A 13,228-nucleotide genomic window follows, 5' to 3' on the forward strand; every position below is an offset into this window, starting at 1 on the left:
ACAAATGAAATTTAGTGAAAATTGGGTAAGAGAATGGGTAAATCCCGAAGTTGATAGCGATACGCTTTGCGACCAACTCACTATGCTTGGTTTAGAAGTAGATGGCGTTGAAAAAGTAGCAGGTGATTTTACAGGCGTTGTGGTTGGTGAAGTTGTGGAATGCGCACGTCATCCAGATGCAGATAAATTACAAGTAACCAAAGTAAATGTTGGTGGCGATCGTTTATTAGATATCGTTTGCGGTGCGAAAAACTGCCGCTTAGGCTTAAAAGTAGCTTGTGCGACCGAAGGTGCGGTTTTACCAGGTGATTTTAAAATTAAGAAAACTAAATTACGTGGTCAACCATCAGAAGGTATGCTTTGCTCATTTAGTGAATTAGGCGTAGAAGATGGTTCAGAAGGTATTTTAGAATTACCAGCAGATGCACCTATCGGTATGGATTTCCGTGAGTATTTAGATTTAAATGATAATATGATCGAAATCAGCTTAACCCCAAACCGTGCAGATTGTTTAAGCATTATGGGCGTGGCTCGTGATTTAGCTGTGTTAAACCGTTTACCGTTGAATCAAGAAGACATTAAAACTGTGCCAGCAACTATCGCAGATAAAGTGGCGATGGAAGTGAAAGAGCCTGCTGCTTGTCCACGTTATTTATTACGTATGATTAAAAATATCGATATGAATGCGAAAACACCACGTTGGATGCAAGAAAAATTACGTCGTGGTGGTATTCGTTCTATCGATCCTGTTGTGGATGTAACAAACTACATCTTATTAGCCTACGGTCAACCAATGCACGCATTTGATGCCGATAAAGTCGCTCAACCTGTACAAGTGCGTTTTGCTAAACCTGAAGAAGAATTAACGCTTTTAGATGGTAATACTGTAAAACTTAAAGAAAATACATTAGTTATCGCTGACCAAAATGGTGCATTAGCGATGGCAGGTATTTTCGGTGGCGAAGCAAGTGGTGTGACTGCAGAAAGTAAAAATATCATTTTAGAAGCTGCATTCTTTGCGCCATTAGCCATTACTGGTCGCGCACGTCAATATGGTTTACACACTGACTCATCACACCGTTTTGAACGTGGTGTAGATTTCGCTATTGCTGAAAAAATGATGGAAAAAGCAACCGCATTAATTTTAGAAATTTGTGGTGGTGAAGCAGGTGAAATTTGCAAAGTAGAAAGTGCAGAAAATTTACCGAAAATTGAGGCGATCACATTACGTCGTGAAAAATTAGATAATCTGCTCGGTCATCATATTCCGACTGAACAAGTTACTGATATTTTAAACCGTCTTGGTTTTGATGTCGCTTATACCGATGATAAATGGCAAGTGACACCAACAAGCTGGCGCTTTGATATTCAAATCGAAGAAGATTTAATTGAAGAAGTGGCGCGTATTTATGGGTATAACAATATTCCAAATAATGCACCGCTTGCACATTTACAAATTAACGAACGCCCAGAAAAAGAATTAAATATCAATCGTATTCGTCAAGCATTTGTTGACAGCGATTATCAAGAAATTATTTCTTATAGCTTTGTGGATCCAGATATTCAACGCCATCTTCATCCAGAAATGGAAGCATTGATTTTACCAAATCCGATTTCTAAAGAAATGTCAGCAATGCGTCTTTCTTTATTGACAGGTTTACTTGGTGCGGTGCTTTATAACCAAAATCGTCAACAAAGTCGTGTACGTTTATTTGAAACTGGATTACGTTTCGTTCCAGATGAAAATGCAGAAAGCGGTGTACGTCAAGAAATGATGCTTGGTGCGGTGATTTGTGGTGATCGTTTCCCAATTACTTGGGAACGTAAAGGTGAAAATGTGGATTTCTTTGATCTTAAAGGAGATTTAGAACGCATTTTATCTTTGACAAAAGCTGGAAATCGTCTTCAATTTGTAGCAAAATCATTTACAGCATTACATCCAGGTCAATCAGCAGCCATTTTATTAGATGGTGAAGAAATTGGCTTTATCGGAACCGTACATCCGAAAGTGATTCAAACTTTAGGACTTTCTGGTAAACCAGTGGTAGCTGAAATTAAATGGTCTGCGATTAATGAACAAAAAGTACCAAGTGCAAAAGAAGTTTCTCGTTTCCCTGCGAATAAACGTGATCTTGCGTTGGTGGTGGACAAAGATGTTCCTGCACAAGCAATTCTTAATGCTTGCCAAGAGGCTGGTGGTGAACAACTTGTGAATGTGACATTATTTGATGTGTACCAAGGTGCAAATCTTGAAGCGGGTAAGAAAAGCTTAGCGGTCAGCTTAACTATTCAAGATACGCAAAAAACCTTGGAGGAAAAGGATATTAACGCCGTGATTTCAGCTGTGCTCAGTGCGTTAGAATCTCGTTTTAATGCCTATTTAAGAGAGTAAACTATGACTTTAACAAAACAAGATATTGCAAAACGTCTCATAGAATCGCTTGGACTCGATAAAGACGACGCAAAAATGTTAGTGGAAAGTTTTTTTGAGGAAATTCGAGCTTGCCTGGAAGCGGGCGAGGATGTGAAGTTATCGGGTTTTGGTAATTTCGAATTACGCGAAAAGGCATCAAGACCTGGTCGCAACCCAAAAACTGGAGAAAGTGTTCCCGTATCAGCACGTCGAGTTGTTGTTTTTAAACCAGGACAGAAACTTCGGAAACGAGTTGAGAAAACCATTCCAAAACATTGATGAAACATCTTGACTGTTAGTTATTAAACTCATTTTCACTCCTCAATTTTGCATAAAATTTATGCCGAATTGGGGCGTGATCTTACGCCTTTCATCTAAGACTCTTATTTTTTATTTTCGAGTTATATAAGAAAGATAACAAAAACAATCATAAATTAGTATTGATAATAATTCTCATTTGTATTAATAATACGCCCAATGACTATTTTAGGGGAGAGAAATATGCGTTATTTACTTACATTGTTATTTGTTTTTTATACCGCTTCAGTATCAGCAAAGCTTAATGTTATTACAACATTTACCATTCTTCAGGATATCGCTCAAAATGTTGGTGGCGATAAAGCAACAGTCAAATCTATAACTAAAGCTGGTGCCGAAATTCACCAATATCAGCCTACACCCAAAGACATCATCAAAGCGCAAAATGCAGATTTGATTTTATGGAATGGTCTTTATCTGGAAAGTTGGTTTGAACGTTTTTTTGAAAATATGCCACCAATTCCTTCTGTGGTTGTCACTGAGGGTATTCAGCCACTTTCTATTTATAAGGGACCTTATAAAGGTAAACCCAATCCTCACGCATGGATGTCACCCCAAAATGCGATTTTATATGTCAATAATATCAGAGATGCATTTATTAAATACGATCCTGAAAATGCAGAAACATATAGAGAAAATGCAAGAAATTACATTCAAAAGATTGAAAAATTGGATCAAAAATTTCAAACCGTTTTTTCTAAAATTCCAGAACAAAAACGATATTTAGCAACTAGTGAAGGTGCATTCGGGTATCTTGCGAAACATTACCATTTGAAAGAGGCCTATTTATGGTCAATTAATGCTGAACAACAGGGAACCCCGCAACAAGTGAAAGAGCTTATTGATCTGGTTCGTGCAAATCAAATTCCTGTTATTTTTAGCGAAAGTACGATTTCTGATAAACCTGCAAAACAAGTTGCTCATGAAAGTGGTGCAAAATATGGCGGGGTACTATATGTTGATTCTCTCTCTACAAGTAAAGGACCTGTTCCGACTTATTTGGATTTATTAGATAAAACAATTACGACTATTGCCCAAGGCTTTGGAGTATATAATGAAAAATAATATGATTACCGTAACGGATTTGGCCGTTCGTTATAATAATGGACATCTTGCAATTTACGATATTAATTTTTCTTTACCAAATAGTATGATTTGTGCCTTAATTGGAATTAATGGTAGTGGGAAATCAACACTTTTTAAAAGTTTAATGGGTTTAATTAAACCTCAAAAAGGGAAAATAGAAATATGCGAACTCCCTATTAATAAAGCATTAAAAGCTAATTTAGTTTCGTATGTTCCACAAATTGAAGAAGTAGATTGGTCATTTCCTGTAACGGTTTATGATGTTGTAATGATGGGGCGTTATGGACATATGAATTTTCTTCGTATACCGACTAAAAATGATAAATTAAAGGTACAAAATGCACTTGAAAAAATGGGAATATCAGATTTACAAGATCGTCAAATTGGAGAGTTATCTGGCGGTCAAAAGAAACGTGTTTTTTTAGCAAGAGCATTAGCGCAAGAAAGTCATATATTTTTATTAGATGAGCCATTTACTGGTATTGATGTTACAACATCTAATATTATTATTTCTCTTTTAAAAGAATTAAGAGAAATGGGAAAACTTATTTTAATTTCTATGCATAATTTAAATGCTATTCCTAACTTTTGTGATCATATTATTATGTTAAATCGTCAATTAATTGCCGAAGGAAGTATTGCAGATACCTTTACTCAAGAAAATTTAGAAAAAGTATTTGGTGAACAGAACAAGAAAGAAGATAAATCAGTAGCAGTTATTGATAAAGAACATCTTTGGAATATGACAAGCGGTGAGCCTTCTATTTCGATTTAGGGAGAGGGAGAATGAGTTTTTTAGAACCTTTTCATTATCAATATATTATTAATGCGATGTTGTTAAGTGCCTTAATTGGCGGTATTTGTGCGTTTCTTTCAGGGTATTTAATTCTAAAAAGATGGTCTTTAATTGGTGATGCATTATCCCATTCAGTCGTTCCTGGTGTAGCGATAGCTTATTATTTAGAAGTCCCTTATGCAATTGGTGCTTTCTTTTCGGGAATCTTTGCTGCTGCTAGCATTCTCTGGATAAAATCATTATCTAAATTACGTGAAGATGCCATTATAGGTTTTATTTTTACAACTTTTTTTGCCCTAGGATTATTGATTATCTCGTTACATCCAACAGCAGTAAACATTCAGGAAATTATTTTAGGAAATATTCTAGGCATCTCACAAAATGATATTTATCAGGTTTTAATTATTGCTTTTGTGAGTATTGTATTACTGTTCTGTTTTTGGAAAAATTTGATGCTTATATTCTTTGATGAAGTTCAAGCTAAATTAGTTGGATTAAATGTAACAGCATATAAATTATTATTTTTTACTTTATTAAGTGCATGTATTGTTGTGGCATTACAAACAGTCGGGGCAATTCTTGTGATTGCAATGGTTGTCACACCAGGTGCAACGGCTTATTTATTAACGGATAGATTTCAACAATTATTAAAAATTTCAGTATTGATTGGTGTCATTATATCTGTCTTAGGGGTTTATATGAGTTATTTTCTAAATGGTTCAACGGGTGGCGTAATTGTTTCATTGCAGACATTATTATTTCTTGCTGCTTTCTTATTTTCTCCTAAATATGGTTGTTTAATATCACATAGAGGAGAAAAGCATGAGTTGGATTGATCTATTATCTGAACCCTTTACTTATCCTTTTATGCAACGTGCCTTGTTTGTCGCAGTTATTGTTGCAACGATTTCAGCAATTTTATCTTGCTATTTAGTTTTAAAAGGTTGGGCATTAATGGGGGATGCATTATCACATGCAGTTTTACCAGGTATTGTTATTGTTTATTTACTAAATCTTCCTCTTATTATTGGTGCATTTCTTTCGGGAATATTTTGTGCATTTAGTATGGGGTATATTAAGCAACATTCTCGATTAAAAGAGGATACAGTCATGGGAATTGTATTTGCTGGTATGTTTGCGTTTGGTTTAGTGCTTTTTAGCAAAATTGAATCAGAACAGCATTTATTACATATTCTCTTTGGTAATATACTTGGTATCACAAGAGGTGATTTCTATCAAACATTGATTATTTCAGCAATAGTAATATTAGTTTTATTATTAAAAGGCAAGGACTTTGTTCTATTTTGCTTTGATCCTAATTATTGTCATGTTGCAGGACTTTCTCCGAAAAAACTTCATTATTTTTTACTCAGTTTATTGACCCTCACCATTGTTATGGCAATGCAAGTTGTTGGTGTTATTCTGGTTGTGGCCATGTTAATTTCACCAGGTATGACAGCCTATTTATTAACGAAACAGTTTTATCAAATGGTTACCATTGCTATCTTTTTTTCATTATTGAGTAGTTTCTTAGGGCTTATCGTTAGTTATTATCTTGATGCCTCACCTGGTGCATGTATTATCTTAATTCAGGCGATTTTCTTCATGGTTGTCCTTGCCTTGGTTCAATTAAAAAATAAGATTCAAATAAATTTTTCCGAAAATTGAGGCGTAGCAATTTAACAAAAAATTTGAGAAAATAATCGCAGTATATTCATCATGAAGGAGCGTTGTATGAAGCTTTATCTATACGATCATTGTCCCTATTGTGTACGACCGCGCATGTTAGTAGGACTTAAAAATTTACGTGTGGAAGAAGTTACTTTATTAAATGACAATGAAGCCACTCCAATGGCATTGATTGGAAAAAAAGTTGTCCCAATTCTTGTGAAAGATGATGGTTGTGCGATGGGCGAAAGTCTGGATATCGTGCGCTATTTTGATGAAAAATTTGGTCCCAAGATTTTAAAAGATGAAGTTCGACCTGAAATCAAAGCGTGGTGTGAAGATGTCGGCAGTTATTATTATCGATTATTACACCCGCGCTGTATCCAGCTTGGATTACCTGAATTTTCAACGGCTGGCGCAATTGAATATTTTGTGAAAAAGAAAAGCGTGAAAATTGGTAACTTTGAACAAAATGTCCGTAATTCAGCGTACTATATTGAAAAGTTAGAATTAGATTTAGCACGACTTGGCGCATTAATTAAAAAGCCAACCAGTCTTAACGATGAATTGTCTTATGAAGACATTCTCGTTTTCCCGATGTTACGTAATTTAACTTGCGTAAAAGGGTTGCGATTCCCTCATAAAGTGAAAACTTATGTAGAAAATATGGCAAAGGCGACACATATTCCGCTATTTTACGATAAACAACGTTAATGAATTGCAAGAGGAAGTCCTAGTGATTTCCTCTTTTTTATTTATGTAATTTTTTTTCATTTCCAGATTTTGCTAAAATAACATAACTTTATTCTTAATCACGCATACGTTATGACAGCAAAAACCATCCAGCCTTTAAATCCGATTACCTTACCTTTGAATAAAACCAGTCTAATTGAAGCCTCAGCAGGGACGGGGAAAACGCATACCATCGCCTCGCTTTATTTACGCTTATTACTTCAAGTCGGCGAAAATGCCTTTGCAATCCCATTGCGTGTCGATCAAATCTTGGTAGTAACTTTTACTAAAATGGCGACAGAGGAATTAAAAGGGCGTATTCGGGAACGTATCCATGAGGCAAAACTTGCCTTTGAAGCAGTGAGAGCGGCAGGGGATTGCGAACAATTTAAAGATAATCCATTTTTATACGATTTAATTCAGGCAGTGTTTAAAACGTCAAATCTGGATATTGCGATTACGCAACTTTCTCTCGCCGAGCAAGATTTTGACCTTGCAGCAATTTTTACGATTCATAGTTTTTGTCAGCGTATGTTAAGACGTTATGCGTTTAATTCAGGTTTGCCTTTTGAGATCCAATTATTAGAAGAGGGCGATGAATTAAATTTAAAAACTCGCTTTGCGGATGAAGTGTGGCGTGAGAGTTTTTACCCGCAATCTTTAGAAGTGACGAAATTTATTGCTAAAAATGGCGTTTCACCTGACGCACTTCTCGATCGTTTACGTAATTTAATCGGTAAGGATATTGCGATAAATCTTTCACAAAAAGATATGTTAACCAGCTCAACTTTATCTGATTTTTTACAAGAACAAGCCATTTTGCAGGCAGATTTTGCCAAAATTCAAACGAATTTTAAGGCGCAGTGGTTGGCACATTGCGCTGCTTTAGAAAGTCTTTTTGATGAAAATAGTGCAAATATTGCCAGATATGCGACAAAAGGCGTGTCTAATTATCTTGGCTACTTTAACGATATGAAAACATGGGCAAGTCAATCTGATTTTGCCTTAGCACCTGATAGACTTTCAAAATATTTTACGCAGTCGGCACTTGAGAACAACCTTAAAAAAGGCATAAATCCATTTACCCACCCGTTGCTCACCCTTGCGGAAGATTATGCGCAAGCGGAGGCGGAATTTGCGCAGAAATATGCAGAAAGCATAAAACTTTTCGCTTACTATTTTTCTAAAGAAGTGACTCATAAACTGCGTGACTATAAAGAAAACCATACCGAGAAATCGTATGACGATTTGTTATGGTTAATGGAAAAAGCATTGCGTGGTGAGCAAAGTGAGCAATTTGCACAAGTTATTCGCCATCAATATCCCTTTGCAATGATTGATGAATTCCAAGATACCGACCCGCAACAATATTTTATTTTTAACGAAATTTACCTAAAAGCGCATCAAGATAGCGCTCCAAGCGGATTTCTGATGATCGGCGATCCAAAACAATCAATTTATAAATTCCGTGGTGCGGATATTTTTTCTTATCTAAAAGCCGCACAAGATGCAGAAAATCAATTTACGCTTGATCAAAACTGGCGCTCAAATGCGGGGTTAATTGAGAGTGTAAATACATTATTCTCAATGAAAAACGATACCTCGCCATTCCTTTATAACGATATCCGTTTTTCTGCTGTCACGGCGGCAAAATCGAAATTAAATTTTGTGCTAAATGGCGGAAAAGAACCGCCAATGCGTATTTATCTACAAGATATTGAGGATATCACGGGTAAGAGTTCTAAAATTGTCAAATTAAATGAGGAAGATTTTGCCGAAACCTGCGCATTATCTATTCGTCAATGGCTAGAAAGTGCGAAAGAGAATCAAGCCACCTTAGATGGAGAAACGCTACAAGCGAAAGATATTGCGGTTTTATTACGTGATGCAAAACAAGCGAAATTAATTAAAGATGCTTTAGCCAAACAGGGGATTAATTCCGTTTATCTTTCTGATAAGTCTAATATATTCCAAACCGATATTGCTCGTGACATGCTTTTTGTTCTACAAGCGTGTTTAAACCCACTTAATGAAAAAAACATTCTCAATGTACTAAGTTGTGCGCTTTTTTCACTTTCAATGGGCGATATTGACAGGATTAAACAACAAGAAAGCGAATGGGAAGCGACGGTTCAACGTTTTTTACAATATCAACGCATCTGGCAACATCAAGGCGTGTTGGCAATGTTACACCAGCTTTTACAACAAGAACAATTAATGACACGATTATTCTTATTACAAGGCGGTGAACGTAGGCTAACGGATTATTTACATCTTGCTGAATTACTTCAACAAGCAAGTGTGCTAAATGAAAGCGAAGCAGCCTTACTTCATTGGTTTGAAAAACAAGTTTGTGGTGACAATAAACTTTCCACTGCAGAAATCCGTTTAGAAAGTGATAGGGCGCTTGTTAAAATTGTCACGATCCATAAATCAAAAGGATTGGCGTATGATCTGGTTTGGTTACCATTTATCGGTTTTTCAAGTCGTAAGAATGGCGATAACATTCCAACCTATTACGATAAAGAGAAAGGCAAAGTCCTTTGGGATATGGCAGGGGAACATGATGATGAAATTCTGCAAGAAACCTTAGCTGAAGAAATGCGCCTACTTTACGTTGCTTTAACCCGTGCTAAATATCAAGTCGTTATGGCATTACCCACTTACTTTGGGAAAAATAATGCGCAACGTTTAGCTTGGAATGGACTTTGGAATGCCCTTACGCCAGATGTTCTGACCGATAAAAACGAACCGATTAAAACGCAAACTTTATTAGAAAATTGGCGCAATCTTGCTGGTGGTGAGAATATTGTGATTGAAGAGGCAACGGCTTTACCGCATTTTGAAACACCATTAACCGCCGAAACTGCGCATTTACAACTTGATGTTGCAAAATTTCAAGGAAAAATTAGCCGTGATTGGTCGGTATCCAGTTTTACCAAAATGAAATATCAACATCTTTTCAAACAATACGCTCAAAAGCAAAATGCTATTCAATATTTTGTGGCAGATCGCGATTATGATGAAGAAGAAAGTCAATTTAATCCAATGACTTTACTTGATGACGATACAACAACGCAAATTACCACTTGCCCAGATTATCCAGAAGGCTATTCACCTTTCCAATTTCCAGCAGGCAATCGTGTAGGGACGGCATTACACCATTTTTTAGAAAAACTTGATTTTCAAATTCGCTTAGATACAAATCAGCTCGAACATCGCCAAATGCTTTTGAACTTAGCGCAACAAATGGGTATGCCTCTTGAAAATGACGAACAAGCAGAATTAACAATCATTGGGCTAGGTCTATGGATTAATGCCATTTTGGAAACGCCATTTATGGAAGGCAATCCGCTTGCGTTTAAAGATATTGCCTTAAACGAACGCCTTAACGAACTTGAATTTTTCTTTAGCGTGCCAGAACGATTTAATCCGACGCAATTTAATCAGATCTTGGCAGAACATCATCACTTACCAAGTGAACCGCTTATTTTAGAAAGTTTTAAAGGCATGATGCACGGTTTTATTGACTTAGTCTTTGTGCATGAAGGGAAATATTATCTCGTGGATTATAAATCCAATATGCTCGGCACCTCGCAAAATGCCTATAACCAAACCAATATCCGTCAGAAAATGTTAAACGAACATTATGACTGGCAATACTTAATCTACGTTGTGGCACTGAATCGATATTTGCGTAGTCGCTTACCTGATTATGACTACGAGCGTGATTTTGGCGGTGTGATTTATCCTTTCCTAAGAGGCATGACGGGGCAAGCGGGCGAGGGCATTTATTTTGATAAACCTACCAAAACGTTGGTGGATACATTGGAGGCACTGTTTGCATGCTAACTTTATTAAAACAACTAAAAGATGAAAATATTATCAGTGCGGCCGATTATCATTTTGCCCAATTTATTGATAATAAACAAAAACCGTATCACTACGAGCAAGGCATTGCCGATCTTGCTGTTTTCTTAGCGGCGCTTTGTAGCTATCACCAACAACAAGCAGGGCATAGTTGCATAAAATTAGACGAAAATCTTGGCGTGAATCCTTTTTTGCTTTCGCAATCACAGCGTGAGTTGCAACAAAGTATTCGCAATAAATTGATTTATCCCATTCACGAATGGCAAAGTCGCCTCGCGGATCATATTGCTTTTAGTGCCGAACCATTAACCAAAATTGCACCGCTCGTTTTTCAATTTGATTCACTTTATTTTTACCGCGTCTGGCAAGATGAAAGGCGTGTTGCCCGCTTTTTTGCACGCCACAAAAAAACACAAAATTTACCATTTTCCGATGCGGAAATTAAAGCTACATTGGATAAATTATTCCCTGCAGAATTTACTCAATTACTCCCAGAAGAAAAGCACGCTTGGCAAAAAATTGCCGTAGCGACTGCGATTAAACAATCTTGTTGTGTCCTAACAGGCGGACCAGGTACTGGGAAAACCACAACCGTTACGCGATTATTACTTGCCTTGCAAACGTTGTATCACGAAAAACTGATCATCAAGTTGGTGGCACCGACAGGGAAAGCTGCAGCACGCCTAAAAGAAAGTTTAGACAATTCTTTAAAAGCGTTGGTGGAACGGGAACATATTGAGATTTCCGATAGCCTGCGTGAAAGCCTGCCACAAGATGCCGAAACCTTGCACCGCTTGCTGGGGATTAAATATTTCTCTACCGAGCCAAAATATCACGCCAAAAATTTATTAAATATCGATGTGCTGGTGGTGGATGAGGCAAGTATGATTGACTTAGGGCTTATGGCAATGCTCGTACAAGCCCTGCGCCCTGATACAAAAATCATTCTGCTTGGCGACCAAGATCAGCTTTCTTCTGTTGAAGCGGGGGCAATTTTGGCGGAATTAGGGCGTTTTCAGCAGTTTAAAGGGGAGTTGTTGCCTTACAGTAGCGCCCATGCGGATTATCTCCAACGTGTAACAGGCGAAGCCTTACCGCATCAACCAGCCGTTTCTTATTTGCGTGATAATCTCTGCCACCTCGTTGCCAGTCGCCGCTTTGGTGAACGTAAATTGATTGGGGCGTTGGCAAAATCAATCAATGCTTTACAAAGCGAAGAAAGCTGGCAACTTTTCGCTCAAGATACTGAGCATAAAGAAATTGAAATGGTGAATTTAGATTTTCCAAAGCAAGGGCATTTGAGCGAGGAGAAAAAAGCCCATCTCGCCTTACAAACCGTTGTTGAGAGGGCGTGTGAGGCATACCGCCATTATTTAGAGGAAATCGCTGAAATTCAGGCAAATAATTTACCGATTGCCGAGCAGTTAGATCGGATTTTTAAAGCCTTTAACCAAGTGCGCTTTCTCACCGCTGTACGTAAAGGGAATTTAGGGAGTGAACGCCTAAACGCCCTTATTTTTGAAAAGCTCAAACAGCAAGGGCTAATTCATTTTCATCAAGGACGTGAAAATTATGCGGGCAAACCGATTTTAATTACCCAAAATGACCGCAACGTCCACCTTTATAATGGCGATATCGGACTTTATCTTATGGAAAAAAATGCCGATGGCGAAATCAAAGGGCGCTACTGGTTTGAAAACGGACAATCCGAATTACCAAGCCGTTTGCCTCAACACGAAAGTGCCTTTGTCATGACCGTGCATAAATCACAAGGTTCGGAATTTGCGCATACTTTTGTCGTTTTACCACTTGAATTTAACCCCGTCCTCACCAAAGAATTGCTTTACACAGGCGTAACCCGTGCCAAAGAAAAAGTCACGATTTTCAGTACTGAAGACATCTGGAAAATGGCCGTCCGCAAAGCCACCGACCGCCAAAGTGGATTATCGTTGTGGTTTTGGAGTAAAGAAAATATTCAAAAAGTAATGAATAACTAACTCTAAAATGTAAATCATATGCTACATTTTTATAAAAAATTCCCGAGGAATGCGGATACATCCTCGGGAATTTTTGATACAATCCTCTTATTTATATAGCCTACATGCTACAAAATTAATAAAATAGAATAATTAAGTATTTTATTTGCACAAATAATGATATTTATTAATCATATTGATTAAATATGAATCACATGATCTTATCAAAAACAAATTTTCTTTTATTTTCCCCGTGTAGAAAGGGTAATTTTGGATAATTAATCATCAATTATTGGAATAGAGGAGCGATCGGAATTTTATTGGCGTGACAGAATAAGTTTTTAGAAAAAACATAGGTTGGTAATAGAA

Annotated in this window: 9 protein-coding genes; all 9 read left to right on the top strand. The window is 37.1% G+C overall.

Translation table 11 applies throughout. The annotated features are described in order from the left end of the window. Window positions 1-4 precede the first annotated feature (4 nt). The 9 genes from pheT to recD all read left to right on the top strand — a co-directional run bounded on the left by pheT (window position 5) and on the right by recD (window position 12,880). Window positions 5-2,392 (top strand): phenylalanine--tRNA ligase subunit beta, encoded by a 2,388-nt coding sequence (gene pheT / locus EL259_RS08110; protein ID WP_126600619.1) that lies wholly within the window; start codon window positions 5-7, stop codon window positions 2,390-2,392. 3 nt (window positions 2,393-2,395) lie between these two features. Then, window positions 2,396-2,692, top strand: a complete 297-nt coding sequence (locus EL259_RS08115; protein ID WP_126600621.1) for an integration host factor subunit alpha — start codon at window positions 2,396-2,398, stop codon at window positions 2,690-2,692. Window positions 2,693-2,914: 222 nt separating this feature from the next. Further along, complete coding sequence (locus EL259_RS08120) at window positions 2,915-3,796, top strand: metal ABC transporter substrate-binding protein (RefSeq protein WP_126600623.1); 882 nt, start codon at window positions 2,915-2,917, stop codon at window positions 3,794-3,796. Then, on the top strand, window positions 3,786-4,592 hold the full coding sequence (locus EL259_RS08125) for a metal ABC transporter ATP-binding protein (protein ID WP_126600625.1): 807 nt from the start codon (window positions 3,786-3,788) through the stop codon (window positions 4,590-4,592). The genes EL259_RS08120 and EL259_RS08125 overlap by 11 nt, the downstream gene beginning before the upstream one ends. 11 nt (window positions 4,593-4,603) lie before the next feature. Next, entirely contained in the window at window positions 4,604-5,449 is an 846-nt protein-coding gene (locus EL259_RS08130; protein ID WP_126600626.1) for a metal ABC transporter permease, read from the top strand. Further along, window positions 5,436-6,281 carry a metal ABC transporter permease gene (locus tag EL259_RS08135; protein ID WP_126600628.1) on the top strand — a complete coding sequence of 282 codons (846 nt, stop codon included), beginning with the start codon at window positions 5,436-5,438 and terminating at the stop codon, window positions 6,279-6,281. The genes EL259_RS08130 and EL259_RS08135 overlap by 14 nt, the downstream gene beginning before the upstream one ends. A gap of 66 nt (window positions 6,282-6,347) precedes the next feature. Then, window positions 6,348-6,995: a glutaredoxin 2 gene (gene grxB, locus EL259_RS08140; protein WP_126600630.1), complete on the top strand. Its 648-nt coding sequence runs from the start codon at window positions 6,348-6,350 to the stop codon at window positions 6,993-6,995. A gap of 111 nt (window positions 6,996-7,106) precedes the next feature. After that, a complete protein-coding gene (gene recB / locus EL259_RS08145) occupies window positions 7,107-10,865 on the top strand; it encodes an exodeoxyribonuclease V subunit beta (RefSeq protein ID WP_126600632.1) in 3,759 nt (1,252 codons plus the stop codon). After that, a complete protein-coding gene (gene recD / locus EL259_RS08150; RefSeq protein WP_126600634.1) occupies window positions 10,859-12,880 on the top strand; it encodes an exodeoxyribonuclease V subunit alpha in 2,022 nt (673 codons plus the stop codon). The genes recB and recD overlap by 7 nt, the downstream gene beginning before the upstream one ends. The last annotated feature ends 348 nt before the right edge of the window (window positions 12,881-13,228 follow it).

The sequence above is a fragment of the Actinobacillus delphinicola genome (assembly GCF_900638385.1).
GTDB lineage: Bacteria > Pseudomonadota > Gammaproteobacteria > Enterobacterales > Pasteurellaceae > Actinobacillus_C > Actinobacillus_C delphinicola.

Coding starts and splice junctions, on each gene's coding strand:
- pheT (WP_126600619.1), top strand. CDS start 5: ATGAAATTTAGTGAAAATTGGGTAAGAGAATGGGTAAATCCCGAAGTT.
- EL259_RS08115 (WP_126600621.1), top strand. CDS start 2,396: ATGACTTTAACAAAACAAGATATTGCAAAACGTCTCATAGAATCGCTT.
- EL259_RS08120 (WP_126600623.1), top strand. CDS start 2,915: ATGCGTTATTTACTTACATTGTTATTTGTTTTTTATACCGCTTCAGTA.
- EL259_RS08125 (WP_126600625.1), top strand. CDS start 3,786: ATGAAAAATAATATGATTACCGTAACGGATTTGGCCGTTCGTTATAAT.
- EL259_RS08130 (WP_126600626.1), top strand. CDS start 4,604: ATGAGTTTTTTAGAACCTTTTCATTATCAATATATTATTAATGCGATG.
- EL259_RS08135 (WP_126600628.1), top strand. CDS start 5,436: ATGAGTTGGATTGATCTATTATCTGAACCCTTTACTTATCCTTTTATG.
- grxB (WP_126600630.1), top strand. CDS start 6,348: ATGAAGCTTTATCTATACGATCATTGTCCCTATTGTGTACGACCGCGC.
- recB (WP_126600632.1), top strand. CDS start 7,107: ATGACAGCAAAAACCATCCAGCCTTTAAATCCGATTACCTTACCTTTG.
- recD (WP_126600634.1), top strand. CDS start 10,859: ATGCTAACTTTATTAAAACAACTAAAAGATGAAAATATTATCAGTGCG.